Origin of the sequence: Paenarthrobacter sp. NPDC090522 (assembly GCF_044769225.1) — a bacterium.
Lineage (GTDB): Bacteria > Actinomycetota > Actinomycetes > Actinomycetales > Micrococcaceae > Arthrobacter.
Genome location: NZ_JBIVXL010000007.1, coordinates 221415 through 246392, shown reverse-complemented (window position 1 = coordinate 246392; position 24978 = coordinate 221415). Strand labels below are relative to the sequence as shown.

The window sequence follows — 24978 nt, the reverse complement described above, 5'->3', positions numbered from 1 at the left end:
CGGTAATGCTCTGCCTGCTATCCCCATGCCCGCCCCAAGACCTCGTAGAACTCGGTCGGGGGCGGGCACAGGGCCCCTTTACGCAGGCTGCCGCATCACCGCACCTCCGGCCTCGTGCGCATCCCGCGGAAGTGCCGCCGTCGAACATTTTCTTAGGAGTCTCGAAATGAACAGCTTCACCGACAACTTCACTATTAACGGCATCACTTTGACCGCGCAGCCCATTTCGCGGCAGAACGAGGTCCTCACTCACGACGCCCTTGAGTTCGTCGGCAAGCTGCACCGTGCTGTTGCTGAGCGGCGGCAGGAGCTGATGCAGGCCAGGCATGCTCGGCGCAACGCGATTTCCTCCGGGCAGGATCCGCGGTTCCTGCCGCAGACCGAGGGCATCCGCAACGATCCGTCCTGGCGCGTGGCTCCCCCGGCTCCGGGCCTGGAGGACCGCCGCGTGGAGATCACCGGACCGGTGGACAAGAAGATGACCATCAACGCCTTGAACTCGGGTGCGAAGGTGTGGCTCGCGGACATGGAGGATTCGTCCACACCCACGTGGCGCAATGTCATCCAGGGCCAGCTGAACCTGACCGATGCCCTGGAGCGCCGGATCGACTTCACCTCCCCCGAGGGCAAGGAGTACAAGCTCAGGCCCGCCGAGGAACTGCCCACCATCGTGGTCCGTCCCCGCGGCTGGCACCTGCCGGAGAAGCACCTGCTGATCGACGGCAAGCCGATCGCCGGCGGCATCGTGGACTTCGGGCTCTACTTCTTCCACAACGCCCGGCGCCTGCTGGCCCAGGGCAAGGGTCCCTACTTCTACCTGCCCAAGATCGAGAACCACCTCGAAGCACGCCTCTGGAACGACATCTTCATCCTGGCCCAGGACCTGCTCGGCATCCCGCAGGGCACCATCCGCGCCACGGTGCTGATCGAAACCATCACGGCCGCCTTCGAAATGGAAGAGATCCTCTACGAACTGCGCGACCACGCGTCCGGATTGAACGCCGGCCGCTGGGACTACATCTTCTCCCTGATCAAGAACTTCCGCATCCGTGGCCCACGCTTCGTCCTCCCGGACCGCGGCCAGGTGACCATGACCCAGCCGTTCATGCGGGCTTACACCGAACAGCTGGTCCGGGCCTGCCACCGCCGCGGGGCCATGGCCATCGGAGGCATGGCAGCAGCAGTGCCCAACCGCAAGGACGAGGCAGCCAACACGGCATCCTTCGAGAAGGTCCGCGCCGACAAGACCCGCGAAGCCAACGACGGTTTCGACGGTTCCTGGGTGGCCCACCCGGACCTGGTGCCAGTGGCCCGCGAAGTCTTCGACGCAGTACTGGGCGACAAGCCCAACCAGCTGGACCGCAGTCGCGAGGACGTCACTCCGGATGACCGCGCCCTGATCGACCTTTCCACCACCGAGGGAAACATCACAGAGTCCGGCATCCGCCTGAACATCGAGGTAGGCATCCGCTACATCGAGTCCTGGCTCCGGGGCAACGGGGCCGTGGCCATCCACAATCTCATGGAAGACGCCGCCACCGCGGAGATCTCCCGCTCCCAGCTCTGGCAGTGGATCCACGCCCACGCCATCACCGAGCACGGCGACATCATCTCCCGTGAATGGGTCCAGGACATGCTGGACGAGGAATTCGCCCGGCTGGAACGCTTCGACGGAGACCGCTTCGCAGACGCCCGCAGCATCTTCGAAGAAGTCACCCTCACCGAAGAATTCCCCACCTTCCTGACCATCCCGGCCTACGCCCGCTTCCTCACCGAAGCCAAGGAAGAAGCCACGCAAGAAGAATTGGTCGCCGCCTAGCGAACGGCCATACCGAAGCCCCGACGCTGGGCTGCCTGCACTCTTCGCAACAAGTGACCCCGATGGTCGGGGAGGCAGCCCAGCACCGGGGCTTTTCCGCACCCAAGTAAGTCGCAGTTAAGCGCGTTTAGAGCCGTCTAAACGCGCTTAACTGCGACCCAGTTGGGTACGCACGACGGCGGGGCTCACCTTGCGGGCGGCTCAGGATTGGCGGGCCACCCAGCGCACGGACAACGTGGTGCAGATGCAGAACGTGAGCACCGAGCCCAGGATCACCAGCAAGGGAACGGTCCAGCCGCCGGACACGCTGTGGACGTAGCCAACGATCGTCGGAGCCAAGGCGGCGAAGCAGTAACCCACCCCCTGCACGACGGCGGACATCTTTCCCGCCGCTGCCTGGGAATGGGCGAACTTGATGACGGCGATGAAGATGACCGTGATGCCGCCGCCCTGGGCAATCCCACCCAGCGAGGACCACAGCCACCACAGGCCGGGCGCGAACAACAGGCCAACGGGAACGGTCAACCACAGCACGCTCAAGGTGACCGCCACCGTCGTCGTACTCGAGAAGCGGGCCAGCAGTGGCACGCCCAAGCCGCCGACAATCGCGAAGATCTGGAACAGTGACGATCCCGCACCTGCTTCGGCGGTGCCCATGGCGAGCTCGTCGGAAAGGAAGCTCGGCAGCCAGGCTGTGACGCCGTAGTAGGAGAACGCCTGGCCCGCAAAGCCCAGCGTGAGCCCGGCAACGAGCCAGCCAACTCCGCGCGTCGGACCGGAAGCCGAAGCAGCCACGGGCGGTACCGGCGAAGGAACCAGGGCCCGTCGCACGCCAACGGTAGGCAGCCAGAAGACGATCGCCGCCAAGGCCAGCAACGCACTCGCAGCGAGGGAGAGCCGCCAGCCTACGAGGTCGGCGAGCGGCGCAGTCACCACGGAGGTCAGGAACGAGCCGATATTCAACGCAGCCGTATACACGCCCATCGCGGTGGCTTGCCGGCGCGGAGCGAAGTCTCTGCGGATGATCAACGGCACCGCAATGTTGCCGATGGTGATGGCCACGCCGATGAGCACCGTGCCCACCATGACAGGAACGCCGCCACCGCTGGAACGGATCACCACGCCTGCCAGGACGCCCAGCAGGGTGAGCATGATGGCGAACTCCGCCCCGAAGCGCCGCCCGGCCATGGACGCGAGCGGCGAGGCCAGGGAGAAACAGAGCACCGGAATGCCAGTCAGCAGGCCGAGCTCAACGGGAGAGAACCCCAGGTCCTGCCGCAGCGAATCCACCACGGGAGCAACGGCGACGAACGGCCCGCGCATATTGAGGGCAATGAGGCCTATGCACGCGAGGATCAGCCAGCCGCGCGGGATTTTGGCGAGGAACTGGCTCACGGGACGGGCCGGACAGTGGCGGGAAGCGTTTTCATCACCTTCATTGCTATCACGCCGGCACCCCGCGCAGCGCCGGAAGTCGTTCCTAACCGGTGGCTTGGAGCGTGGCTTCGATCACGGCGGGCGACAGCACGTGCTGGGTGACCATCTGGCTTGCGCCGAGGATGGCCGCCCGGTCGCCTGCCATGGAGATGCCGATCCGCAAGTGCGTGGTGGCCAACGGCAGCGAGCGGCGGTAAACCACCTCGCGGATACCGGCCACCAGGTGCTCGCCGGCCTCCCCCACGCTGCCGCCAATCACGATCATGGACGGATTGAGCAGGTTGACCACGGTGGCCAGGACGTCGCCGACATCCCTGCCTGCCTGCCGCAAGGCCTGGATCGCTTGCAGGTTTCCCTCGGCCACCAGGCGCAGGACGTCCGCGCCGGAGACGGCTTCCAGTCCTTGGGCCGCCAATTGTCGTGCGACGGCGGGACCTGAGGCAAGCGCTTCGAGGCACCCGTGGTTGCCACACCGGCAGAGGACATCGTCGCCCCGCGGCACGCGGACGTGCCCCAGGTCGCCGGCCGTACCGTTGGCGCCGCGCTGCAGGTCACCGCTGCTGATGATGCCCGCGCCGATGCCGGTGGCCACTTTGATGAACAGGAAGTTCTCGTGCTCGGGCCAATAGGCGGTGCGTTCGCCAAGGGCCATGATGTTCACGTCGTTGTCCACCAACACCGGCACGGGCAGTGAGCGCTGAACGTAAGGAACGACGTCGAAGCCGTCCCAACCAGGCATGATCGGCGGCTTGACCGGGCGTCCGGTGTCGTGTTCCACGGGACCCGGCAGGCCGATGCCCATGCCTGCGAGGTCGCCGACGTCGCGTCCGGCTTCGGTCAGCAGTTCCTTGCCCGCCGCGATGACCCTGCCGAGGACAACTTCCGGCCCGTCGGCGACTTCCTGCTTGAGGCGCCGTTCGGCGAGGACTTTTCCGCCGAGGTCCGTGACGGCGACGATCACGTGGGTGGCTCCGACGTCGACGGCGAGCACTACGCGCGCGGCCGGGTTGAAGGCAAAGCGCGACGGCGGCCTGCCGCCGCTGGAGCTTGCCTCACCGGCGGGGCCAACGAGTCCGGAACTGATGAGTGCATCGATGCGCGAGGCGACGGTGGAACGTGCGAGGCCAGTAGTCAAGGCGAGTTCGGCGCGGGTCCTGGCCTGTCCGTCGCGGAGTAGTTGGAAGAGATCTCCAGCACGCGAAAGACTGCCGGCGTCCTGCGCCGAGGCGTCTTTACCAGCGTCATTTCCGGGTGCTGAGGTCATGGAAACAGTGAAGCACGGATGGTTATGCGTGTCACGCACCAAAAGATTGTCGGGAATATTTCAACTTTTGCTTGACGCTCGGCAAAAGTCCCCATAGGTTGTGAGCAGCACCACATCACAACTAACGATGTCCGGTATCGCCGGCGTCGATCTACCGTTCTGATTCTGCTTACGAAGAGGTAACTGAACTTGTCCAGCCACACAGACGCTGCCCGAACACTCGGAGTCGGCATCCTCGGCGCCGGCCCCGTCACCCAGGCAATCCACCTGCCCTCCCTCGCCCGCCTCGGCGATCTCCTGACCGTCCGCCACATCATGGACGTGGACCCCGCAGTTGCGGAATCCGTTGCCGCCCGGGTGGGCGCTACCCATAGCACCAGCATCGACGCCCTCCTGGGCGACCCCGCAGTAGACATCGTTGCCATCTGCAGCCCGCACCAGTTCCACGCGGAGCAGGTCATCGCGGCATGCCGTGCCGGAAAGAAGGCCGTGCTGTGCGAGAAGCCGTTCGCCTGGAACGCCGAGGAAGCAGCGCAGATCTCGGCCGTCAGCGAAGAAACCGGCGTGCCGATCATCGTCGGCGCCATGCATACCTTCGATCCCGGCTGGTTGGCCGCGGAAGCCAACTGGGGTGACCTTCCCGAAACTGCGCATACCATCCGCTCCTCGATCGTTCTCCCGCCGAATGCCCGCTTCGAGGACTTCGCCACGGAGATCATCACCCGTCCTGCCGGTGGAACCCCGGACTACAAGGACGTCGAGGTCATCAAGGGCATGCTCCGGGGCGGCATCATGGGCCTGGCCATCCACGACCTCCCCCTGGTCCGCCGCTTCACCCCCGACTTCGCCGAGGTCGAGGTCCTCGAAGCGAGGCATGTCCGCCCGTTCGGTTACGTCATCTCCCTGCGCACGCCAACCCGGACCATCGAGTTGCGCGCAGCCATGAACAGCACGTGGAAGCCCGAATGGAGCTTTGAGGCCTTCTCCGACGACGAGGCTGCCCGCATCGATTTCACCCCGTCCTACGTGCAGGCAGGGTCCGCAGTGACCACGTTCAGTCGCCGCGACGAGACAACAGTCCACGGCCCGTTCGACCACAACGGCTACGAAGGCGAATGGCGCGAACTGGCAGCCATCGCTACCGGAACCAAGCAACCGCCGTCGGCCCAAACCTTGATCGATGACCTCACGTTCGCCTTGGACATCGCCGAAGCCACGGTTGCCGCCGTGGACGCGGACCACCGTGCCCAGCAGGCGGTCCGCGAAGGAGCCCACGCATGAGCAAGCACTACTCGGTCCATACCACTCCGGAGGCACAGGAAGCCGGCGCAGTGGCCTTGGCCGTAGCCTCCCTGCCGGAAACGTTTGCCCACGCCTCCACCACGGCCGATGTCCGCGTCATCAACGGCCGCCCCGGCTGGACGGACCAGGCTATCGAAGCAATCGACGCCGGCGCCCGCGGCATCATCGTGGTGAACCCGGCAGCCGAAAGCGTCGAAGACCTCCAGCAGGCGGCGGACGCACACGGCACCGCGATCGTCCTCGACCAGCGCTGGGCCTCCAGCCCCGCCGCGGCCGGAGCCGAGGATGCCGTCCGCACCATGGCCGGCCGCGCCGCCGTCCTTGACAGCGTCGCCACCGCCCCGGCGGGCAGTGACGCAGGTGGGCTGCTCGCGGACCATCTTGCCGCCGTCGTGCGTTTGACCGGGCCGCTGGAGAACCTCCGGCTCGTCAACCGGGGGACGCACGGTTACACAGTGTCCGCGCAGCTCGCCAACGGCGCGCCCGCGGCGCTGCAAGGCATCGTCTCCAGCGCACGTCCCGCAGGCGTCCACCTCAGCCTGTTGACCGACGACGGCGGCGCCAGCGTTGCGCTTCCGGAACCGTTGGCAGCGTGGCCGGCAACGGTCAAAGTCACCGGGCCGCAGGGCGAACTGCTCCTGCCGACGCTTTACGAATCCGCCCACCGCGCCACGTGGCGCCGGCTCAAGGACCACCTCGACACCGGCACTGCTCCCACCGATCTGCATCGCTTCGCGGCGCTGACGGAATCCCTGTCCACCCTCTCCTAGTTCGCAACCCTTTTCACAAGAAGCAGTACCAGTCATTCACAGCATTTGCCCTTCTCAACGTTGAGCTGGCCCGGCCACCAGGAAAGTGGACCGGTCCCGAAAGGAATCATCATGAATGTTCAGCCCGCAGCCAACAAAGCCTTTTCCCGCCGCGGTTTCCTCGGCCTGACGGCGGCAGCCGCGTCGGTTCCGCTCCTGGCCGCCTGTGGTGGCGGCTCGGCCTCGCAGGGCGGAGGCGGTGCCGGCGGCAGCATCAAGTTCTGGGACATGCCGTGGGCCACGCCCGCTTACAACGACGCCGCCAAGAAGATTGCCGAAGGTTTCTCCGGGGCCAACAGCAAGGCCACGTACCAGATCATCCAGTGGAACAACTTCTACCAGACGTTCTCCTCGGCCATCGCTTCCAAGACCGGCCCGGCCGTTTCCACCGGTGGTGGCTTCCAGGCGTTCCAGTTCGAGGAGCAGGGACAGATCGCCTACGCGGACAAGGTTATCGACAAGCTCAAGTCCAACGGCATGTTCGACGACTTCCTGCCCGGTGTGGTGGAACCCTTCAAGACGTCCAAGGGCTACGTCGCCGTCCCGTGGCAGCTGGATATCCGTCCGCTCTGGTACCGCAAGTCACTCTTCGACAAGGCCGGCGTCGCGGTCCCGACTGACTGGGCTTCCCTGCTCGAGGCGGGCAAGAAGATGAAGTCCCTCGGCGCCGTCGGCTTCGCCACCGGTTCCGGTGCGGGCAACAACATCGGCAACCACTTGATGATCATGATGATGATCAACAACGGCGGCGGCGTGTTCACCAAGGACGGCCAGCTGGACGTCATGAATGACCGCAACGTTGAAGCCATCGAGTTCATGCTCGAACTCGTTTCCAACGGCGTCATCGACCCAGCAGCCGTCAGCTACACCTCGGACAACCTGAATGCCCAGTGGAAAGACGGCAAGGCGGCCTACGGCATGCTGACCCTCGGTGTTCCCGAGCGCGTGGGCGATACCTCCGGCGACCTCGTCGTAGCAAGCCCCATCGCCGGCCCGCACGGGGACAAGGCCGCGCTGATCTTCCCGAACAACATCATGATGTACACCAACACCCCGTCCCAGGAGGCCTCGGAAGAGTTCGTGGTCTACTACCTGGGCAAGCTCAAGGAACTGTGGCAGCAGAAGCTCATGAACGCCCTGCCCGTGTTCAAGTCCATCACCGAACTCCCCGAATTCACGGCCGACGCCAACAACGTCAAGATCGTCAAGGAATACGTCCCGATCGCCAAGACTTTCGCTTCGCAGGGCACCACGCTCAGCGCCGACCTCGCAGCCCTGGACGGCGGCCAGGCACTGAACCAGTTCACCCAGACCGTCCTCACCGGCAAGACCGACGCCAAGTCCGCGCTGACGGCCTTTGAAACGGGCCTCAAGTCCGTCCTGAAGAAGTAGGCGCCCGCACCATGTCCTCCACTACAGCGCAGTCCGGCCTGGCCCGGGCCCGCAAGGGGCTTGCCCCCGGCGGGCCCGGGGGTGGGTCCCTGAACCTGAACCGGAAGAGCAAGCTCTCCGCACAGGCCTCCAGGACGTTCTTCTGGCTCCTGCTCCCCTCGGTGATCCTGCTGGTCCTGATCCACGGCTACCCGCTGTTCCAGGCTGGCGTCCAGGCCACCCACGACGGCAACCTGATCCAGACCGGCGACTTCGTCGGAATCCAGAACTTCCAGCAGGTCCTGTCCTCTCCGGCATTCTGGAAGGCCGCCCAGTTCACGCTCCTGTTCACCATTGTTGGAGTGTTCGGGTCCTGGGCCGTGGGCCTTGGCCTGGCATTGCTGCTCCGCACCAAGATCCCCGCGGGCGGCACCTTCAAAGTGCTGCTGCTCCTGCCCTGGGTGGTCCCGATCGTGGTGTCCTCCACCGCCTGGAACTGGCTGGTTGCCACCCCGGACAGCCTGATCCCCTCGATTTTCCGTGGCCTCGGCCTGGGCACCCCGCTGTTCCTGGCCGACCCCACCCTCGCAGCCGTCACGGTGATGATCTTCAAGGTCTGGGTCTCCTTCCCCTTCATGATGATGATGACTTCCGCGGCCCTTGCCTCGGTGGATGACACCGTCTATGAAGCAGCGAGCATGGACGGCGCCTCCCGCTTCCAGCAGTTCACCCAGATCACCCTCCCGCTGATCGCCCGCTCCACCTACATTTCCTGGATCTTGATGACGATCTTCTGCGTCAACGATTTCCCCACCATCTACCTGCTCACCGGCGGCGGCCCTGTTGACGCCACCACCTCCCTGGTGGTCCTGGCCTACCGCACCGTCTTCCAGGACTTCGCCACCGGCCCCGGCGTCGCTATCGCCTTCCTCATGACCATCACCCTGGTAGTCGTCTCGGTCATCCTGTACCGCCAGATCCGAAAGTCGAGCGTCGAATAATGAGCGCAGTACTCCACGCCCACCCCGAGTCCGGCCCCGCCCTGGGCATCGCGGAACCAGGCAAAGCCCGCCGCGTCCTGTCCGAAGCCGGCATGCGCGGACGCTGGTGGCGGTTCGCCCTGATCCTGGTCATCACCGCGATCGTCCTGGTCCCGATCATGGTCACCATCATCCTGGCCCTCACCCCGGCCCCGAACAGCACCGCCACCGGCCTCACCCTCGAGAACATCACCGGGGTCTTCTCCAAGACCCTCGCCGGGATCTGGCTCCAAAACAGCCTCATCACCACCCTGGCCACAGTGGTGGTCTCCGTCGCCGTCGCTGCACCGGCCGGGTACGTGCTCTCCCGGGGGCGGTCCAAGGCCGTCTCCGGCTATTCGCTCCTGCTGTTCGTCATGCAGTCCCTGCCCATCATCACCTCGGTGTTGCCGCTGTTCATCCTCTTCGCCGCGATGGGCCTGGTGGACAACCTCATGGGCCTGACCATCATCTACGTCGGTTCCACCATGACCGTGGCCACCTGGATGATGGCCGCCTACTTCGACTCCATCCCGATCAGCCTCGAGGAAGCCTCCTGGATCGACGGGTGCTCCGTGTTCGGTTCCTTCACCAAAGTGGTGCTGCGCAACTCACTCCCGGGCATCCTGTCCACCGCGATCTTCGCCTTCCTGCTGGCCTGGAACGACTACCTGGTAGCGATCGTGTTCCTGCGCTCCAACGAAATCTTCACCCTCCCCATGGGTGTCCAGTCCTTCTTCCAGCAAAACCTCACCGACTGGTCCGGAGTCATGGCCCTCGCCGTGATCATGATGCTCCCGCCGATCATCGTCTTCGCCGCCCTGAACAAGTACTTCAGCGTCGGCGGAATCGGCGGATCCCTCGCCGGCCGCTAGGTCCCTCCCGCTCACTGCACCGAAGCGTAACGTCAGAAAAAACCCACTCCCTGTAAAGGAATCCCATGTCTTACTCACTCCAGCTGTACACCCTCCGCAACGCGATCGCCGAGGATCTGCCTGGAACCATCAAGAAGGTCGCCGAGATCGGTTTCACGCAGGTTGAGCCGTACAACTTCGTGGCTACTGCTTCCGAGCTTGGCGCAGCGTTGAAGGAAAACGGGCTCACGGCCCCTTCCGGCCACGCTCCCCTGTTGTCCCAGGACCAGGATGAGATCTTCGCTGCGGCGAAGGAGTTGGGCGTCGCCACGGTGATCGATCCGTACCTTCCGGCCGAGCACTGGCAGAACGCCGAGGACATCCAGGCCACCGCGGCCAAGCTCAATGCAGCCGCGAAGAAGGGCGCCGAATACGGCATCCGGGTGGGCTACCACAACCACGCCTGGGAGCTCGAGTCCACCATCGAGGGCACCACGGCGCTGGAATACTTTGAATCCCTCTTGGACCCGGAACTGGTCCTGGAAGTGGACACCTACTGGGCTGCCGTGGGCGGCCAGGATCCGGTGGAGTTGCTGGCCCGCCTGGGTGACCGTGTGAAGTTCATCCACATCAAGGACGGCCCGGCCACTACGGACATCAAGGCCCAGCAGCCCGCCGGCCAAGGCACCATCCCGGTCCTGGACGTGATCGCCGCAGCCAAGTCCTTGGAAGTGGGCGTCGTGGAATTCGATGACTACTCAGGCGACATTTTCCAGGGCATCACCGATTCCCTGAACTACCTCAACACGGCAAAGGAAGGTGCCCAGGCATGAGCTTCGCACCGTCCACCCGCAAGGGCCCTGTTGGCGTCGCCGTCATCGGCGCGGGCAACATCTCCAAGCAGTACCTGGACAACCTCACCACGTTCCCGGACCTGAAAGTCCACGTGATCGCGGACCTCTTCGTCGAGGCCGCCGAGGCCCGTGCCAAGGAATACGGGATTGCCGAGTTCGGTGCCCCCGAGCTGGCACTGAACCATCCCGGCGTCGAAATCATCGTGAACCTGACCATCCCGGCCGCGCATGTTGAGGTGGCCACGGCCGCAGTGAACGCGGGCAAGCACGTCTGGACCGAGAAGCCGTTCTCCCTGGACCGCGAATCCGGGCTCGGCCTGCTCAAGGCCGCCGACGCCGCGGGCATCCGCCTGGGCACCGCCCCGGACACGTTCCTGGGCGCCGGCCTGCAGACCGCCCGCCGGATCATCGAACGCGGGGACATCGGCACCCCGCTGACGGGCATGACCACCTTCCAGACCCCCGGCCCGGAATCCTGGCACCCGAACCCGTCGTTCCTGTTCGCCCAGGGCGCGGGCCCGCTGTTCGACATGGGCCCGTACTACCTCACGGCCCTGATCCAGACCTTCGGTTCGGTCCGCAAGGTGGCCGCCGTCGGCTCCGCCGCGAAGAAGACCCGGATCGTTGGTTCCGGTCCCAAGGCAGGCGAGGAGTTCGCCGTCGAGGTCCCAACCCATGTCTCCGCGATGGCGCAGTTCGAAGGCGGCCAGTCCAGCCACAGCGTGTTCTCCTTCGAGTCCCCGCGCCTGCGGATGGGCTTCGTGGAAATCACCGGCTCCGAAGCGACCCTGTCCCTGCCGGACCCGAACTACTTCGACGGCGACCTCAAGCTCTGGCGTCCCGGCGCGGAGGAACCGGAGATCATCCCCGCCACCGGTCCGGCCCAGGGCCGCGGCCTCGGTGTGCTGGACATGGCCCGGGCCCTGCGTTCCGGTTCAGCGCACCGCGCCACCGGCGACCTGGCCTACCACGTGCTGGACACCATGGTCTCGATCTCCGAGTCCGTCGAATCCGGCTCGTTCGTGGACGTCACCAGCAACGCACCCGCTTCGGCAGCCGTCCCTGAGGACTGGGCACCGGAAACCGCCACCCTCTAAATCCGCAGCAACCAGCGAGGAACAAGAACATGACCACCCCCGCCCACTCGTCCCTGCCTTCCGACCGTCCACTCGGTGTGGCCGCCATCGGCTATGCCTTCATGGGGAAGGCCCACTCGAACGCGTGGCGGAATGTGGCCAGTTTCTTCGACGTCCCGGCCTTCGAGCAGAAAGTGCTCGTGGGCCGGGACGCCACCCAGGTCGCGGAAGCCGCAGCAAAGTACGGTTGGGCCGAATCCGCCACCGATTGGCGGGACGTGATCCACCGGGATGACATCGACATCATCGACATCTGCGCCCCGGGTTGGATGCACGCCGAAATCGCCATCGCCGCCCTCGAAGCAGGCAAACACGTCCTGGTCGAAAAACCCCTCGCCAACACCCTGGCCGAGGCCGAACTCATGACCGCCGCCGCAGCCAAGGCCCGCGCCCGGGGCGTGCAGTCCATGATCGGGTTCAACTACCGCCGCGTCCCCGCCCTCGCCCTCGCCCGTGAGTTGATTGCCGAAGGCCGGCTCGGGACCATCCGCCACATCCGCGCCGCTTACCTCCAGGACTGGCTCTCCGACGCCGGGTCACCCATGACCTGGCGCCTCCGGAAGGAAACCGCCGGCTCCGGAGCGTTGGGGGACATCGCCTCCCACGCCATCGACCAGATCCTCTACCTCCTCGGCGACGCCGTCACCGAAGTCACCGGCCGCCTGCACACCTTCGTGGACCAGCGCCCCGGCCCTGACGGCCCCGAAGACGTCACGGTCGACGACGCCGCCTGGGCCACGCTCACCCTCACCTCCGGAGCCATCGCCTCCGTGGAAGTCTCCCGCGTCGCCACCGGACAAAAGAACTCCCTGAAACTGGAAATCTACGGCGACAAAGGCACCATCCTCTTCGACCTCGAATCGTTGAATGAACTCGGCTTCCTGGACGCCACCCTGCCCGTCCGGGAGCAGGGCTTCCGCCGGATCCTCGTCAACGAACCCGAACACCCCTACCTCGAAGCCTGGTGGCCGCAAGGGCACATCATCGGCTGGGAACACACCTTCACCCACCAAGTCCGCGACTTCCTCACCGCCATCGCTTCCGGTGACGCGCCGTCGCCGTCGTTCGAGGACGGCCTCCAAATCCAGCGCGTCCTGGCCGCCGTCGAAGAATCCGCCGCCGCCAAAAGCTCACTGATCCAGCTGTCCAACACCACCGAAGGAGCCTGACATGCCCCGCCCGTACACCCTGTTCACCGGCCAGTGGGCCGACCTCCCCCTCGAGGAAGTCGCCAAGCTCGCCTCGGGCTGGGGCTACGACGGCCTGGAAATCGCCGTCTCCGGAGACCACCTCGACGCCTGGCGCTGGGACGAACCCGGCTACGTCGAATCCAAACTCGAACTCCTGGACAAGTACAACCTCAAAGTCTGGGCCATCTCCAACCACCTCAAAGGCCAAGCCGTCTGCGATGACCCCATCGACTTCCGCCACGAAGCCATCGTCGGCTCCAAGGTGTGGGGCGACGGGAACCCCGAAGGCGTCCGCCAGCGCGCCGCCGAAGAAATGAAACACACCGCCCGCCTCGCCAAAGCCTTGGGCGTGGACACCGTGGTCGGGTTCACCGGCTCCTCGATCTGGCAGTACGTGGCCATGTTCCCGCCCGTCCCCGAGAAGGTCATCGACGCCGGCTACCAGGACTTCGCCGACCGCTGGAACCCCATCCTGGACGTCTTCGACGAAAACGGTGTCCGCTTCGCCCACGAAGTCCACCCCTCCGAAATCGCCTACGACTACTGGACCACCGTCCGCACCCTGGAGGCGATCGGCCACCGCGAAGCGTTCGGCCTGAACTGGGACCCCTCCCACATGATGTGGCAAGGCATCGACCCCGTCTCCTTCATCTGGGACTTCAAAGACCGGATCTACCACGTGGACTGCAAAGACACCAAGGTCCGCCAAACCGGCCGGAACACCGTCCTCGGCTCCCACCTGCCCTGGGGCGACCCCCGCCGCGGCTGGGACTTCGTCTCCGCCGGCCGCGGCGACGTCCCCTGGGAAGCCTCCTTCCGCGCCCTCACCGCGATCGGCTACAACGGCCCCATCAGCATCGAATGGGAAGACGCCGGCATGGACCGCCTCCACGGCGCCCCCGAAGCCCTCGCCGCCCTGAAGAAATTCGACTTCCCCGCCTCCCAAACCAGCTTCGACGCCGCCTTCAGCCAGGACTAGGCGCGTGGCGGAAACGGTAAAGAACGACGACGGCGACGGTTTCGTCCCGCTGTTCGACGGCTCCTCCTTGGCCGGTTGGTACTCCGTACCTCGCGTGTACGGTACGGAGTACCCCGGCGGGCCCCTCCTCCTGGAGCGTTTCGAAGCCCTGGGCCTGACCCCGCCGGTAGAGCCGGAGAAGCACCCCGCGCACTGGTTCGTGGAGGACGGCGTGCTGATCGGCGAACAGGACTCCCCCGGCAGCGGTTACGGCGGCTACCTCGTCAGCGAGCAGGCCTTCGGTGATTTCGAACTGGTGCTGGAGATGCGCCCGGACTGGCCGGCGGATACGGGGGTGATGCTGCGCCGCCGCCCGGATTCCTGGGAAGGGTTCCAGGTGTTGGTGGACCACCGGCCTTCGGGCGGCATCGGCGGGTTCTTCGGCAATGGGCTGGCAAGTTTCTCGGCGGTTCCGTTCGCCGTGGACGTCGCCCTCGACGCGGACGGCCGCCCCGCTGGCCTCATCGCCGATGACCCGGCCACGTCGGTGGAACCCGTCACCGAAGAGAAGCGTGCCCGCCTGGCGTTCGCGGCCGACGTCGAAGATTTCCTCAACGCCTGGCGCTGGGATGACTGGAACGAGCTGCGCATCCGCTGCGTCGGTGCCCTGCCCGTCATCACTACCTGGGTCAACAGTGTGAAGATCGCCGAACTGGACACGGCCACCCTCGATTCGCCCAACTACAACCCGGCGGACGTCCTCGAAACACTCGGGCACCGCGGGCACATCGCGCTGGAAGTGCACGACAACGACTCCATGTTCGGCGAAGCCCGCTGGGGCAAGGGCGCGCAATGCCGCTGGCGGAACATCCGGATCAAAGACCTCGACCAGGAAGTCGCGCTGTGAACCGCACCCTCCAACCCGGCCAGCGGAGCGAAGTCTGGATCGCCTCGGTCACCGGCGAAGCCGAACTCCTCTACAGCACCGACACCATCCTCCTCGAAGCCCCGAACTGGACCCTCGACGGGCAGTCCTTGATCCTCAACGGCGACGGGAAGCTCTGGAAGCTGGACGTTTCCAGTCCGGAGTTGACCCAGATCCCCCTCACCGGCATCCCGGACCTGAACAACGATCACGTCCTGGATCCGGACGGGAAGAACATCTTCCTCTCCGCCAACGACGGCCACATCTACCGGGCACCGCTCACCGGCGGCCACGCCACCCGGATCACCGGGGACGACGGCTCCTGGCACTTCCTCCACGGCGTGAGCCCGGACGGGGCGGAGTTGGCGTACGTGGGGATCGCGGATGGCGACTTCACGCAGCCGGGCCGCCTCATGACCATAAAGTCCGACGGCGGTGCTGCCGCCGGCGTCGATGTTGGAGACAGCCACTGCGACGGCCCGGAATACTCGCCGGACAGAAAGTGGCTTTACCTCAACACCGAATCCTTCAGCACGGCGAAAGTCCATGCCCAGCTCGCCCGGATCCGCGTGGACGGGACAGGGTTCGAGCAGCTCCTCGAGTCCGACACCGTGGACTGGTTCCCGCACCTTTCCCCCGATGCCCGGCACGCCAGCTACATCCGGTTCCCCAGCGGAACCGAAGGCCACCCAGCGGACTTGCCGGTCGCCGTCGTGCTCGTCTCAACAGGTGACTGGCACACTCCGCTGCACATCTGGCCGCTGTTTGGTGGCCAAGGTACGCTCAACGTCAACAGCTGGTCGCCGGACTCTTCACGGTTTGCGTTCGTCGCGTACCCCCTCACTGACTCACCAAAGGACTAAGCACGTGACCCACCCCCATGGCACTTCCGACGGCACCATCCGTTGGGGCATCCTCGGCACCGGCTTCATCGCCGGACTGCAAACCGCGGACCTGCGCGGGAACGGCTTCACGGTCCAGGCCGTGGGCTCCCGCTCCCTGGACTCCTCCAAGGCGTTCGCCGAACAGCACGGCATTCCCACCGCACACGGCAGCTACGAGGACCTCGCCGCGGACCCCGAGGTGGACGTCATCTACATCGCCACCCCGCACCCCATGCACCACGCCAACGCGCTGCTGGCGTTGAACGCCGGGAAGCATGTCCTCGTGGAGAAATCGTTCACCATGAACGCCCGGGAGGCCCGCGAGATCACCGACCTGGCTGCGTCCAAGGGATTGGTAGCCCTCGAGGCCATGTGGACCCGGTTCCTGCCCCACATGATCCGGATCCGCGAGATCATCGCCGCCGGCACCATCGGCGAGGTCCGCAAGGTGGTGGCCAGCCACAACCAGAGCCTCCCCACCGATCCCGCGCACCGGCTCAACGATCCCGTGCTCGGCGGCGGCGCGCTGCTGGACCTGGGCATCTACCCGGTCTCCTTCGCGATCGACATCCTCGGGGCGCCGTCGAGTGTCACCGCGAGCGCATCGATGACGGCCACCGGCGTCGACCGCCAGACCGCGGCGATCTTCGATTACGACGGCGGTGCGCAGGCCTTGGTGGATTGCGAACTGGACGCTGCGAGCGCCAACCGCGCCATGGTGATCGGGACAGAGGGGTGGATCGACATCGAGCACACCTGGTACAACCCGGTACCGTTCACGGTCCATGCCGTGGATGGCTCCGTGGTGGAGCGCTTCGATGAGCCCGTGACCAGCCGCGGCATGCAGTACCAGGCCGCCGAGCTGGAGCGGCTCGTGGCCGCTGGGGAAACGGCGGGCACCATCCTCCCACCCGCGGAAACGGTGGCGATCATGGCCGCGATGGACGAGATCCGCCGGCAGATCGGGCTGAGCTACGAGGCGGACAAGTCATGAGCGAAACACCCCGGCTCGCGGAACTCCGGGCCCAGGAAGAGGAACTGGTCTTCGCAAGCTTCGACCACCACGATGCCTGGCGGCTCGGCTCCCTCATCGCCAACCACGCCATCTCGTCCGGTTTCGGTGTGGCCATTGATATCCGCCGGCACAATATCGTGCTGTTCCGCTGCGTCCTGCCCGGAGCCACGTCCGACCAGGAAGAATGGATCCGACGGAAGTCGGCCTCAGTGCTGCGGTTTGAGCACAGCACTGCGCTCTTGTCCGAACAGTTTTCCGCCGCTGGCCACAGCCCGCTCGGCGGGGGTTGGCTTTCGCACGACGACTACACCCTGGCTGGCGGCTCCTTCCCCATCCGGGTAAAGGGTGCCGGGGTCATCGGCGCGATCACTGTGTCCGGACTGGCCTCCGATGAAGACCACCAGCTGGTGGTGGATGGCATCCGGAACTACCTGAAGACGGTAGGGACGTGAATTTCTAGGCCATCAACCACACGGCGCCCAGGCCCAGGGCGGCGATCAACGCCCACGCGCACAAGGCCATGACCAGGGACCGTGGTCCGGCGTGCAGGAGTTCCCGCACCCGGACCGCGGAGCCCAACCCAAAGAGGGCGGCCCCGAGTGCGATCTCCTGCAGCAGGCCCCCGACATCCAGCACCACTGGCGAAGCCCAGCCAAGGCTGCGGAGGGCGATCATGGCCAGGAAACCCAGCACGAAGAGCGGCACGATCGGCGGGAACTTACCCGGGTTGCCCGGGGCGCCCACGACACCCCGCACCCGCCGGCGCCGCTCCCACACGCCAGCCGTCGCGACGATGGGTGCCAGCAAAACCACCCGCGTGAGCTTGATGACCACCGCAGCACTCAAGGCAACCGCACCGGCGGTCTGGGCCGCAGCCACCACCTGCCCCACGTCGTGCACCGATGCACCCACCCAACGGCCGAAGCTCACGGCGTCCAAACCCAGTGGGTGCATCAGCAGTGGGAGCGTGCCGATGGCCAACGTGCCGCACAGTGTCACGAGCGCAACCGGCAACACGGTGTCCTCATGCTTGGTTCCCCGGACGGCGGCCATGGCCCCAATGGCCGAGGCGCCGCAAATGGAGAAGCCTGTGGCAATCATCAGGGGTGCGTCGCCGGGGAGCTTGAACAGCTTGCCCAGCCCATAAGTTCCGGCAAAGGCGAGCAACACCACGGCGACGATGAGCCCAAAAGCCTGCCAACCCAGCGAAGCGATATCTCCCAGGCTCAGTTTCAGCCCCAGCAGGACGATGCCCGCACGCATCAAGTGCTTGCCGGCGAAGCGCAGCCCCGCTCGCCAGGGGCCTTCTACCCAGCCGGAAACGCCGGGCACATTGGCGGCCACAATCCCCAGGACCACGGCGATGGTCATGGCCGGCAGGGACGGCAGCAGGGCATGGAGTCCGAAGGCTACGCCCACGGCAACAACGCAGGCCGCAAGTCCGGGAGCAAGAGCCCGGATAGCTGCCGCGGCGTGTGCCTTCGGCGTCTCCGAAACGGGTGCCGTACGCGGCCTGATGGTGCTCATGGTTCCACGATCCCCCGAAACCGCAGCCCACGATAGCCCTCACTTCGGCCTGAACCCATGCTTAATTGACATGAGCTGAACCCGAGGCATATCTTCCAAGCATGAGCAGCCGCCCGGATCTGACCGCGCTGGAAATACTCGTCCTGGTGGCCGAGACTGGCTCGCTCGGCGCTGCGGCCCGCCGCGTGGGCATGGCACAACCGAATGCCAGCCGCGCCTTGGCCCGGCTGGAACGGCAACTTGGGCTCACCTTGGTGATCCGTACCCCCGCGGGTTCCCGGGTCACGAACGAGGGCGAAGTGGTGACGGCTTGGGCGCGCGAGGCACTCGGGGCCATGGACCGGATGATCCTGGGCGCACGGTCCCTGGCCGAAGAGCAGGCTGCCCACCTTACTGTCGCGGCCAGCCTCACCATTGCCGAGTACCTGGCTCCGCGCTGGTTGGCACGCTTCCGGAGGGCACACACGGACCTGCACGTCAGCCTGGCCGTGGGCAACTCCGGGGAGGTCCTGGAACAGGTAGCCGCCGGGCAAGTTCCCCTGGGCTTCGTGGAAACGCCCGCACTGCCGCGCACTGTTGCTTCAACCACCGTGGCCCGCGATGAGCTGGTTGTGGTGGTGGGGACTACCCACCCCTGGGCGCGCAGGCGTACACCGGTGGACCCCCAAGAACTGACCGCCGCCGACCTGGTGCTCCGGGAGGTAGGGTCGGGAACCCGCGACACTTTGGTCAGGGCCCTGGAACGATCAGGGACGCCGTTGCCCGAGGCACGCCTGGAGCTCGCCAGCACCGTGGCTGTCAAAGCAGCAGCGGCCGAGGGCGCGGCCGTGGCCGTGCTGAGCGAGCTCGCCGTCACGGCCGAACTCGCCACCGGGCAACTCGTCGCCGTCCCCGTTCAAGGACTGGACCTCACGCGTTCCCTGCGGGCCGTCTGGCTGCCCGAACGCAGGCCCGACGGCAGCGCCGCGGAATTGATCCGCATCGCCAAGGCAAGCAACTGAACAACAGCAGTCACCGCCCTTTGAGCACATAGCGCCTTTCGGGACGTCCGACGCCGTACTTCAGCTTCACGTCCAAAGCGCCGGCATCGTGGAGGTACTCCAGGTAACGCCGTGCGCTGACCCGCGAGGTGCCCAGCTGCTCGGCCACCTCGGCTGCCGAAAGGTCTCCAGACGCCGCCTTCAACGTCTCCTCAACCCGCTCCAACGTCTCAACGCTGCACCCCTTGGGCAGGCTCCGCTCCGAGGCACCGAGGCCGAAGACCCTGTTGACGTCGGACTGCTCCGCTTCCACCTTGGAGCCATCCAGGCCGTGGTACGCGTTCAGGTAATGCTCCAGCCGTTCCTGGAGATCTGCTTGGGAAAAGGGCTTGATGAGGTAGTGCACAATCCCGCCGCGCAGAGCCTTGCGCACGGTCTCCACCTCCCGCGCGGCACTGATCACCAGCACGTCCAGGTCCGGGGCCACCTCACGCAATTGGTGCATGAGGTCCAGGCCATTGATGTCCGGGAGGTGGATGTCCAGCAGCACCAGGTCCGGTTGGAGCCGCTCCGTTTCCAGCACGGCCTGCGCGCCGGTGTGCGCCACTCCGAGCACCACGAAGCCCGGCGTCCGCTGGATGAAGCCGGCATGCACCTTGGCCACCATGAAGTCGTCATCGACAATCAGGACCTTGATCACGGGCGGACTGCCTCCTTCCTGAATCGGGCGGCGAACACGGCACCGCCCTCGTTCGAGACCGTCAGGTCTCCCCCGCCACGCCGGCAAATGACCCGGGACAAGGCCAGGCCGAAACCACGCGCCTCACCCGGATCCGGATCCTTGGTAGAGAAGCCCTGCTGGAAGATTTCATCCACGGCATCATCCGGCACACCCGGACCATTGTCCTGCACGGTCACCGTTACCCCGTCTTCCATGTCCACCACCAGCACAGTGACCGATGCCCCGGGAAGGCCCGTCACGGCGTCGAACGCGTTGTCCACCAGGTTCCCCACAACGGTGGCGAGGTCGCGGGAGAGTTCCTCCGGTACGCGCGGCAGTGCAGACTCCGGAGCGAGCTGGAGTTCAACCCCGCGCTCAGCCGCAAGGCTGGTTTTGGCGATCAGCAAAGCGGCGAGCGCGGGGTCCTGGATGCGGCTGGTGACTTCGTCGTTGAGACGCGTGCGGTCCACCGTGGCTCCGTTGACGAACTGGATCACCGAGTCGTATTCCTCCAGCTGGAGCAGGCCGGAGATCACGTGGAGCTGGTTGGCGAACTCGTGGGCCTGGGCGCGAAGGGTGTTGGTCACGGTGCGGGTTGCCCCCAGTTCGCGTTCCAGCGAAGACAGCTCCGTGCGGTCCCGCAAAGTGGTCACGGAGCCGATGTCCCGTCCACCAGACGTCAGCGCCACCCTGTTCATGACCACCAAGCGGTCCCCCACCAACACCAACTGGTCCGGACCCGCCTGCTCCCGCGCCAAGACCACTTTCAACGCAGGATCGACGGACAGGGAACCGAGGCGCTTTCCGACGCAATCGTCCGGCAGGCCCAGGAGTTGCCTGGCGCTCTGGTTGGCCACCGTGATCCGTTCGTGGGGATCCAAAGCCACCACGCCTTCCTTCAGGCCCTGCAGCATGGCTTCGCGGTTCTCCACCAGGCCGGTGATCTCGTGTGGTTCCATGCCCAGGGTTTGCCGTTTCACCCGGCGGGACATCAGGAGGGAACCGGCAACGCCCAGGACGCTGGCCACGCCCAGGTAGGTGAGCAGGTTCGGTGCGGCGTCTCCCAGCCTTTCCAGTGTGGAGGGGTAGTTGCGGCTGATGGAGGCGATGCCGATCATCTTGCCGGCATCGTCCAGGACAGGGACGTGGGCCGAGAGGACCGGAGTGTTCCCGCCTGCCACCACGCCGGTCCAGGCCCGTCCCTCCATCACCCGGCTCTCACCGAGCGGGAGGGCCTTGCCAACCAGCCCCGGGTCGGACGCGGTGACCACCGTGCCGTCCAGCTTGGCCAAAGCCACCTGGGCCGAGCCGGAGACCGTACGGACCGATTCCGCAACTGCCGGAAGCGATGAACCGGCACGGGGTTCCGCCGTCGGAAGCAGTTCGCGCACGGTGGGATTGTTCCCCAGGGCCTCGGCAGCAGAGAGCGCCCGGCGTCCCTCCGTACGTTCAAAGTTTGCCGCGGACTCGGCAAGGGAGATGGCGGCGACAGCTACCAGCACGGCAAGGACAATCAGCAACTGCAGCACAAGGTACTGTCCCGCCAGGGACATGCCTCTTCTTCGAGACGGTCGAGTCAAGGTGTGGTCCTTTGGATGATGTCCACGTTGCCGGACGCTGCTGGGGCCTCGATGCGTTCACTGGCTGTCCGCCATGGAGTACCGGAACTATACCCCAGTGCTGGCCGGAAGCGTGCCGGAGCGTGAACGCAATGAACTTAAAGATCACTGCGAACACAAGAGTGATCCCCGTCACGGACGGTCCTAGCATCGACGGCAGGGCAGGAACCCGACGACGGCCCCTGCACAGGAATTCGACGAAGAATTTTCACACTGAGATGAGGAACACCATGCGCCAGATCCGCGCATTGCGCATTGCCGCCGTAGCAGCCGGCATCGCCCTGATGGCCACCGGTTGTGGCGCCACCAGCAAGAACTCCACCGGCACGGAAAGCTCCGGGGCCGCCAAGCCCATCAGTGGGCTCCAGATCATGGTCCCCAACACCCCTGGTGGCGGTTACGACACCACGGCCCGCGCTGCGGCCAAGGTCCTGGATGACGAAAAGATCACCAGCAACACCGAAGTCTTCAACCTGGCCGGAGCCGGCGGCACGGTGGGCCTGGCCCGCGTGGTCAACGAGAAGGGCAACGGCGATCTGGCCATGCTCATGGGCTTGGGCGTGGTGGGCGCCAGCTACACCAACAAGTCCGAGTCGAAACTGACCCAGACCACCCCGCTGGCCCGCCTGATCGAGGAACCCGGCGCGATCATGGTCAGCAAGGACTCTCCCTACAAGACCATCGATGACCTGGTGAAGGCATGGAAGGCCAATCCGGGATCCATCGCCGTGGGTGGCGGTTCCTCGCCGGGCGGCCCGGACCACCTCCTGCCGATGCAGCTGGCGGGGGCCGTAGGCATCGACGCCACTAAAGTGAACTTCGTTTCCTACGACGGCGGCGGTGACCTGCTGCCTGCGATCCTCGGCAACAAGCTCGGGTTCGCGGCCTCCGGCGCCGGTGAATACCTGGAGCAGATCAAGTCCGGCGAGGTCCGCGTCCTGGCCACCAGCGGTGAGAAGCGGTTGGACGGTGTGGACGCCCCGACCCTCAAGGAATCCAACATCGACCTGGTGTTTACCAACTGGCGCGGCATAGTGGCCCCTCCCGGCATCAGCGACGAGGACAAGAAGTCCCTGATCGCGGCCCTGGAGAAGATGCATGAATCGGCAGGTTGGAAGGAAGCCCTGAAGACCCACAGTTGGACCGATGCATTCATCACCGGTGACGAATTCCAGACCTTCCTGACCGACCAGGACAAGCGCGTTGCCGATGTCCTCACCAAGCTTGGCTTGGCGTGAGCACTGCAGTAAAAGCCCTCAAAGGCCGCGCCGAGCTGGGGGTCTCCCTCCTGCTCGGCGCGGCCGGGGTCCTGGTCTTCCTGGATGCCAATGGCCTGGTCACCCCGTACTCGAAGTCGGACCCGGTTGGACCCAAGACTGTGCCGTTCATCGTGGCCGGACTCCTGGTGGTTTGTGCCGTGCTGTTGGCCATCAACGTCCTCCGTGGCGGAAAGGGTGAAGCCGAGGGCGGCGAAGACGTGGACCTCGCCCACCCCGCCGACTGGAAGACCGTCCTCCCCCTCGCCGGAGCGTTCATCCTCAATATCCTGCTGATCGACTGGGCCGGCTGGGTCATCTCCGGAACTGTCCTTTTCTGGGGCAGCGTCCTGGCCCTGGGCAGCCGAAAGTATGTCCGGGACGGCCTGATCGCACTGGCCCTGTCCTTGCTGACCTTCTATGGCTTCTACCTCGGTCTTGGCATCGCACTGCCCGCCGGGCTTCTGGAAGGAATCCTCTGATGGACGTCCTGTCCTCCCTGATGGACGGTTTTGCCACCGCCCTGACCCCCATGAACCTGCTCTACGCCATGATCGGCGTGCTCCTGGGCACTGCCGTTGGTGTCCTGCCCGGCCTTGGCCCGGCCATGACCGTGGCCTTGCTGCTTCCTGTCACGTACGCCTTGGAACCCACCAGCGCCTTCATCATGTTCGCGGGCATCTACTACGGCGGTATGTACGGCGGCTCCACTACCTCAATCCTCCTTAATACCCCCGGAGAATCGTCCTCGGTGGTCACGGCCATCGAAGGCAACAAAATGGCCAAGGCAGGGCGGGCAGCCCAGGCATTGGCCACTGCGGCCATCGGATCGTTCGTTGCCGGAACCATCGGCACCGCGTTGTTGGCCGTCTTTGCGCCGATCGTGGTGAAGTTCGCCGTCAGCCTCGGGGCGCCAAGCTACTTCGCCATCATGATCCTCGCCCTGCTGGCGGTCACGGCTGTCCTGGGCTCCTCGCGGCTCCGCGGCTTCGCCTCCCTGGCACTTGGCCTGGCGATCGGCCTGGTGGGCATGGATTCCGTGACAGGCCAGCGCCGCCTGACGTTCGGCCAGCCGCTGCTTGCCGACGGCCTGGACATTGTTGTTGTTGCGGTGGCCATCTTCGCCGTGGGTGAAGCCCTCTGGGTTGCTGCCCACCTTCGCCGCAGCCCGCTCCACATCATCCCCGTGGGCCGCCCGTGGATGGGCCGGAAGGACTGGGCCCGTTCCTGGAAGCCGTGGCTTCGCGGCACCGCCTTTGGTTTCCCCTTCGGAGCCCTGCCCGCCGGTGGTGCGGAGATTCCCACGTTCCTCTCCTACGTCACGGAAAAGCGGCTGAGCAAGCACAAGGAAGAGTTCGGCAAGGGGGCCATCGAAGGCGTGGCCGGGCCGGAAGCTGCCAACAACGCAGCAGCGGCCGGCACCCTGACCCCCATGCTCGCGCTGGGCCTGCCCACCAACGCAACAGCCGCCGTCATGCTGGCTGCCTTCACTACCTACGGCATCCAGCCGGGACCACAGCTCTTCTCCAGCCAGGGACCACTGGTCTGGGCCCTCATTGCCAGCCTGTTCATCGGCAACCTGTTGCTGTTGCTGATCAACCTTCCGCTGGCTCCCCTTTGGGCGAAGCTCCTGCAACTCCCCCGGCCCTACCTCTATGCGGGCATCCTGTTCTTCGCCACCCTTGGCGCGTACTCGGTGAACCTGCAGGCCTTCGACCTGGTGATCCTGCTGGTCCTCGGTGCACTCGGCTTCATGATGCGCCGCTTTGGGCTCCCCGTCCTGCCGCTGATCCTGGGCGTCATCCTCGGCCCGCGCATTGAAGGCCAGCTCCGGAAGACCCTGCAGCTGAGCGCCGGCGACCCTGCCGGACTCTTCAGCGAGCCGATCGCGATCGTGGTCTACGTCATCGTGGCGATCGTGCTGGTGTGGCCCTTTGCCTACAAGCTCATCAAACCCAAGCGGCCAGCCAAGGACCCGTTGCTCCCCGCCAACTCCGGCGCTGCCGACTACAGCGACTAACCACCAGAAACAGGAGAA

Annotated in this window: 23 protein-coding genes; 18 read left to right on the top strand and 5 right to left on the bottom strand. The window is 65.6% G+C overall.

Going from position 1 to position 24978, the window contains the following annotated elements; all coding sequences use genetic code 11:
• Positions 1–166 precede the first annotated feature (166 nt).
• A complete protein-coding gene (aceB, locus tag ACIQT2_RS11540) occupies positions 167–1819 on the top strand; it encodes a malate synthase A (protein ID WP_402946424.1) in 1653 nt (550 codons plus the stop codon).
• Positions 1820–2020: 201 nt separating this feature from the next.
• Here aceB and ACIQT2_RS11535 read toward each other — a convergent pair whose 3' ends face one another.
• Together ACIQT2_RS11535 and ACIQT2_RS11530 are read right to left on the bottom strand one after the other, a co-directional pair.
• The gene (locus ACIQT2_RS11535; RefSeq protein WP_402946422.1) at positions 2021–3214 is read right to left on the bottom strand and encodes a CynX/NimT family MFS transporter; all 1194 of its coding nucleotides are present in this window, start codon (positions 3212–3214) and stop codon (positions 2021–2023) included.
• A gap of 85 nt (positions 3215–3299) precedes the next feature.
• Positions 3300–4520: an ROK family transcriptional regulator gene (locus ACIQT2_RS11530; protein ID WP_402946420.1), complete on the bottom strand. Its 1221-nt coding sequence runs from the start codon at positions 4518–4520 to the stop codon at positions 3300–3302.
• 189 nt (positions 4521–4709) lie between these two features.
• Here ACIQT2_RS11530 and ACIQT2_RS11525 point away from each other — a divergent pair, with 189 nt between their 5' ends.
• The 13 genes from ACIQT2_RS11525 (at position 4710) to ACIQT2_RS11465 (ending at position 17289) form a co-directional block, all read left to right on the top strand.
• The gene (locus ACIQT2_RS11525) at positions 4710–5801 is read left to right on the top strand and encodes a Gfo/Idh/MocA family protein (protein ID WP_402946418.1); all 1092 of its coding nucleotides are present in this window, start codon (positions 4710–4712) and stop codon (positions 5799–5801) included.
• Positions 5798–6592 carry a hypothetical protein gene (locus ACIQT2_RS11520; protein ID WP_402946416.1) on the top strand — a complete coding sequence of 265 codons (795 nt, stop codon included), beginning with the start codon at positions 5798–5800 and terminating at the stop codon, positions 6590–6592. Before ACIQT2_RS11525 ends, ACIQT2_RS11520 begins: the two co-directional genes overlap by 4 nt.
• Positions 6593–6703: 111 nt before the next feature.
• Entirely contained in the window at positions 6704–8023 is a 1320-nt protein-coding gene (locus ACIQT2_RS11515; RefSeq protein WP_397323715.1) for an ABC transporter substrate-binding protein, read from the top strand.
• Between the two features lie 11 nt (positions 8024–8034).
• A complete protein-coding gene (locus tag ACIQT2_RS11510; protein WP_400336165.1) occupies positions 8035–9003 on the top strand; it encodes a carbohydrate ABC transporter permease in 969 nt (322 codons plus the stop codon).
• Positions 9003–9896 carry a carbohydrate ABC transporter permease gene (locus ACIQT2_RS11505; protein WP_402946414.1) on the top strand — a complete coding sequence of 298 codons (894 nt, stop codon included), beginning with the start codon at positions 9003–9005 and terminating at the stop codon, positions 9894–9896. The genes ACIQT2_RS11510 and ACIQT2_RS11505 overlap by 1 nt, the downstream gene beginning before the upstream one ends.
• Positions 9897–9961: 65 nt before the next feature.
• Entirely contained in the window at positions 9962–10708 is a 747-nt protein-coding gene (locus ACIQT2_RS11500) for a sugar phosphate isomerase/epimerase family protein (RefSeq protein WP_402946412.1), read from the top strand.
• Positions 10705–11826: a Gfo/Idh/MocA family protein gene (locus ACIQT2_RS11495; protein ID WP_402946411.1), complete on the top strand. Its 1122-nt coding sequence runs from the start codon at positions 10705–10707 to the stop codon at positions 11824–11826. Before ACIQT2_RS11500 ends, ACIQT2_RS11495 begins: the two co-directional genes overlap by 4 nt.
• A 29-nt stretch (positions 11827–11855) precedes the next feature.
• Complete coding sequence (locus ACIQT2_RS11490; RefSeq protein ID WP_402946410.1) at positions 11856–13034, top strand: Gfo/Idh/MocA family protein; 1179 nt, start codon at positions 11856–11858, stop codon at positions 13032–13034.
• Between the two features lies 1 nt (position 13035).
• Positions 13036–14034 carry a sugar phosphate isomerase/epimerase family protein gene (locus ACIQT2_RS11485; protein WP_402946408.1) on the top strand — a complete coding sequence of 333 codons (999 nt, stop codon included), beginning with the start codon at positions 13036–13038 and terminating at the stop codon, positions 14032–14034.
• 4 nt (positions 14035–14038) lie between these two features.
• Positions 14039–14920, top strand: a complete 882-nt coding sequence (locus tag ACIQT2_RS11480; protein ID WP_402946406.1) for a DUF1080 domain-containing protein — start codon at positions 14039–14041, stop codon at positions 14918–14920.
• Complete coding sequence (locus ACIQT2_RS11475; protein WP_402946404.1) at positions 14917–15801, top strand: TolB family protein; 885 nt, start codon at positions 14917–14919, stop codon at positions 15799–15801. The genes ACIQT2_RS11480 and ACIQT2_RS11475 overlap by 4 nt, the downstream gene beginning before the upstream one ends.
• Before the next feature lie 4 nt (positions 15802–15805).
• Entirely contained in the window at positions 15806–16816 is a 1011-nt protein-coding gene (locus tag ACIQT2_RS11470) for a Gfo/Idh/MocA family protein (RefSeq protein ID WP_402946402.1), read from the top strand.
• Positions 16813–17289, top strand: coding sequence for a heme-degrading domain-containing protein (locus tag ACIQT2_RS11465; RefSeq protein WP_400336180.1), 477 nt, complete (start codon positions 16813–16815; stop codon positions 17287–17289). Before ACIQT2_RS11470 ends, ACIQT2_RS11465 begins: the two co-directional genes overlap by 4 nt.
• Positions 17290–17293: 4 nt before the next feature.
• On the opposite strand, the gene ACIQT2_RS11460 is transcribed toward ACIQT2_RS11465, so the two are convergent.
• The gene (locus ACIQT2_RS11460) at positions 17294–18364 is read right to left on the bottom strand and encodes a YeiH family protein (RefSeq protein WP_402946400.1); all 1071 of its coding nucleotides are present in this window, start codon (positions 18362–18364) and stop codon (positions 17294–17296) included.
• A gap of 101 nt (positions 18365–18465) precedes the next feature.
• Between ACIQT2_RS11460 and ACIQT2_RS11455 the strand changes: the two genes are divergently transcribed.
• The gene (locus ACIQT2_RS11455; protein ID WP_402946398.1) at positions 18466–19365 is read left to right on the top strand and encodes a LysR substrate-binding domain-containing protein; all 900 of its coding nucleotides are present in this window, start codon (positions 18466–18468) and stop codon (positions 19363–19365) included.
• Positions 19366–19375: 10 nt separating this feature from the next.
• On the opposite strand, the gene ACIQT2_RS11450 is transcribed toward ACIQT2_RS11455, so the two are convergent.
• Together ACIQT2_RS11450 and ACIQT2_RS11445 are read right to left on the bottom strand one after the other, a co-directional pair.
• Positions 19376–20044, bottom strand: a complete 669-nt coding sequence (locus tag ACIQT2_RS11450) for a response regulator (RefSeq protein ID WP_402946396.1) — start codon at positions 20042–20044, stop codon at positions 19376–19378.
• On the bottom strand, positions 20041–21618 hold the full coding sequence (locus ACIQT2_RS11445) for an ATP-binding protein (RefSeq protein WP_402946394.1): 1578 nt from the start codon (positions 21616–21618) through the stop codon (positions 20041–20043). Before ACIQT2_RS11445 ends, ACIQT2_RS11450 begins: the two co-directional genes overlap by 4 nt.
• A 296-nt stretch (positions 21619–21914) precedes the next feature.
• Between ACIQT2_RS11445 and ACIQT2_RS11440 the strand changes: the two genes are divergently transcribed.
• The 3 genes from ACIQT2_RS11440 to ACIQT2_RS11430 are packed head-to-tail and all read left to right on the top strand — an operon-like array spanning position 21915 to position 24960.
• Positions 21915–22922, top strand: a complete 1008-nt coding sequence (locus ACIQT2_RS11440; RefSeq protein ID WP_397323695.1) for a Bug family tripartite tricarboxylate transporter substrate binding protein — start codon at positions 21915–21917, stop codon at positions 22920–22922.
• Positions 22919–23422: a tripartite tricarboxylate transporter TctB family protein gene (locus ACIQT2_RS11435; RefSeq protein WP_397323694.1), complete on the top strand. Its 504-nt coding sequence runs from the start codon at positions 22919–22921 to the stop codon at positions 23420–23422. The genes ACIQT2_RS11440 and ACIQT2_RS11435 overlap by 4 nt, the downstream gene beginning before the upstream one ends.
• A complete protein-coding gene (locus tag ACIQT2_RS11430; RefSeq protein ID WP_402946392.1) occupies positions 23422–24960 on the top strand; it encodes a tripartite tricarboxylate transporter permease in 1539 nt (512 codons plus the stop codon). Before ACIQT2_RS11435 ends, ACIQT2_RS11430 begins: the two co-directional genes overlap by 1 nt.
• The last annotated feature ends 18 nt before the right edge of the window (positions 24961–24978 follow it).

Coding starts and splice junctions, on each gene's coding strand:
- aceB (WP_402946424.1), top strand. CDS start 167: ATGAACAGCTTCACCGACAACTTCACTATTAACGGCATCACTTTGACC.
- ACIQT2_RS11530 (WP_402946420.1), bottom strand. CDS start 4,520: ATGACCTCAGCACCCGGAAATGACGCTGGTAAAGACGCCTCGGCGCAG.
- ACIQT2_RS11520 (WP_402946416.1), top strand. CDS start 5,798: ATGAGCAAGCACTACTCGGTCCATACCACTCCGGAGGCACAGGAAGCC.
- ACIQT2_RS11515 (WP_397323715.1), top strand. CDS start 6,704: ATGAATGTTCAGCCCGCAGCCAACAAAGCCTTTTCCCGCCGCGGTTTC.
- ACIQT2_RS11510 (WP_400336165.1), top strand. CDS start 8,035: ATGTCCTCCACTACAGCGCAGTCCGGCCTGGCCCGGGCCCGCAAGGGG.
- ACIQT2_RS11505 (WP_402946414.1), top strand. CDS start 9,003: ATGAGCGCAGTACTCCACGCCCACCCCGAGTCCGGCCCCGCCCTGGGC.
- ACIQT2_RS11500 (WP_402946412.1), top strand. CDS start 9,962: ATGTCTTACTCACTCCAGCTGTACACCCTCCGCAACGCGATCGCCGAG.
- ACIQT2_RS11495 (WP_402946411.1), top strand. CDS start 10,705: ATGAGCTTCGCACCGTCCACCCGCAAGGGCCCTGTTGGCGTCGCCGTC.
- ACIQT2_RS11490 (WP_402946410.1), top strand. CDS start 11,856: ATGACCACCCCCGCCCACTCGTCCCTGCCTTCCGACCGTCCACTCGGT.
- ACIQT2_RS11485 (WP_402946408.1), top strand. CDS start 13,036: ATGCCCCGCCCGTACACCCTGTTCACCGGCCAGTGGGCCGACCTCCCC.
- ACIQT2_RS11465 (WP_400336180.1), top strand. CDS start 16,813: ATGAGCGAAACACCCCGGCTCGCGGAACTCCGGGCCCAGGAAGAGGAA.
- ACIQT2_RS11460 (WP_402946400.1), bottom strand. CDS start 18,364: ATGAGCACCATCAGGCCGCGTACGGCACCCGTTTCGGAGACGCCGAAG.
- ACIQT2_RS11455 (WP_402946398.1), top strand. CDS start 18,466: ATGAGCAGCCGCCCGGATCTGACCGCGCTGGAAATACTCGTCCTGGTG.
- ACIQT2_RS11445 (WP_402946394.1), bottom strand. CDS start 21,618: ATGTCCCTGGCGGGACAGTACCTTGTGCTGCAGTTGCTGATTGTCCTT.
- ACIQT2_RS11440 (WP_397323695.1), top strand. CDS start 21,915: ATGCGCCAGATCCGCGCATTGCGCATTGCCGCCGTAGCAGCCGGCATC.
- ACIQT2_RS11430 (WP_402946392.1), top strand. CDS start 23,422: ATGGACGTCCTGTCCTCCCTGATGGACGGTTTTGCCACCGCCCTGACC.